Here is a 1,307-nt window from a genome sequence, read left to right on the forward strand (position 1 = left end):
GACGTAAGCCCTGGAAATGTCAGCGGAAGGGAAACGGTGACAAGCCCTGTTCAAGCTCCGTCCGAGTGGAGACGAGCGGGATCGAACCGCCAACCTCCTGGTTGCAAACCAGGCGCTCTCCCAATTGAGCTACGTCCCCGGAAGCGGTGTGAGTTCCGGCGGCTCCGGTCCGCCGAGGACTTTATCATAACCAGGACGGACGCGGATGGCCAGGGCAGGGTGGATGCAGGGCCCTTGACAGTTTGAGTCTGGGGGAATAGGAAAAGCCTTTGTGGGCATGGAAGATCGGTTTTCACCCGGAAAACACAGCATGGAGGAGCCGCATGGACGCTTTTACTGCGGGAAGTCTACTTTCCTTTCTTGCCACGGTCCCCGATCCTCGCAGCCGTCATGGACGGCGACATCCCTTGTCGGCCATCCTTGCCGTTGTGTGCTGCGCCATCATGTGCGGCGCCAAGAGTTATGCGGCCATCGGTCAATGGGCGCAGGACCAAGACATGACGCTGATGCACCGGCTGGGTTTCACGCGCAGGCCCCCGAAGGATGGAGGGATCCGCAAAGTCCTGATCGCTCTGAACGTCCAGGCATTCGAGCAGGCTTTGACCCGCTGGGTCGAGACCTTGTTGAGCCGGCCGATCGTCGTCGAACCCTCGCCGCCGAAGGCCTTCGCCCTGGACGGCAAGTCCGCCCGAGGGAGTTGCGATAGCCTTCAGAAAGCCGTGCACCTGCTCTCCTTGCTGGCCCACGAATCGGGTTTGACGCTGGCGCAAACGGTTGTCCCCAACGGCGGCGCAGAGAAGACCAACGAACACAAAGCAGCCCTTCGGTTGCTCAAGGATTTGGTGTTGGAAGGACGCTTGGTCAGCGGTGACGCCATGTTCTGCCAGCGCGATTTCTGTCAGCAGGTGGTCGATGCCAGGGGCGACTACCTCGTGTTCGTCAAAGACAACCAACCCACGCTTCTCCGCGACATCCAGATGGCCTTCGCAGCTCCTGCAGAAGGGGCTTTTTCCCCCTCGGCAACAACGAATCTGGGATGACGCCATGGACACGGTGACGACTCTCAACAAGGGACACGGCCGTCGCGAGCGTCGCACGTTGAAGGCGACAACGGCGCTCAACGAATATCTGGACTGGCCCGGCGTTGCCCAGGTTGGACAGGTCGAAAGCGAAGTCGTGAAAGACGGCAAGACCACCCACGAAACCCGTTACTTCATCACCAGTGTCTCGAGGGCGGTGGCGGACGCGGCTCAGTTGCTCCAATGGGCCCGAGGACACTGGTCGATCGAGAATCGTTCGCATTACGT

Annotated in this window: 1 protein-coding gene, 1 tRNA gene and 1 pseudogene; 2 read left to right on the plus strand and 1 reads right to left on the minus strand. The window is 60.4% G+C overall.

Translation table 11 applies throughout. The annotated features are described in order from the left end of the window. Window positions 1-66: 66 nt before the first annotated feature. Window positions 67-139 (minus strand) — tRNA-Ala (locus AC11W3_RS16280). A 184-nt stretch (window positions 140-323) separates the two neighbouring features. Here AC11W3_RS16280 and AC11W3_RS16285 point away from each other — a divergent pair. Further along, entirely contained in the window at window positions 324-1,040 is a 717-nt protein-coding gene (locus AC11W3_RS16285) for an ISAs1 family transposase (protein WP_484093360.1), read from the plus strand. 4 nt (window positions 1,041-1,044) lie between these two features. Then, window positions 1,045-1,307: pseudogene (locus tag AC11W3_RS16290) on the plus strand (ISAs1-like element ISAzs22 family transposase); the annotation flags it as partial.

The organism is Geomonas sp. (genome assembly GCF_056994735.1).

Coding starts and splice junctions, on each gene's coding strand:
- AC11W3_RS16285 (WP_484093360.1), top strand. CDS start 324: ATGGACGCTTTTACTGCGGGAAGTCTACTTTCCTTTCTTGCCACGGTC.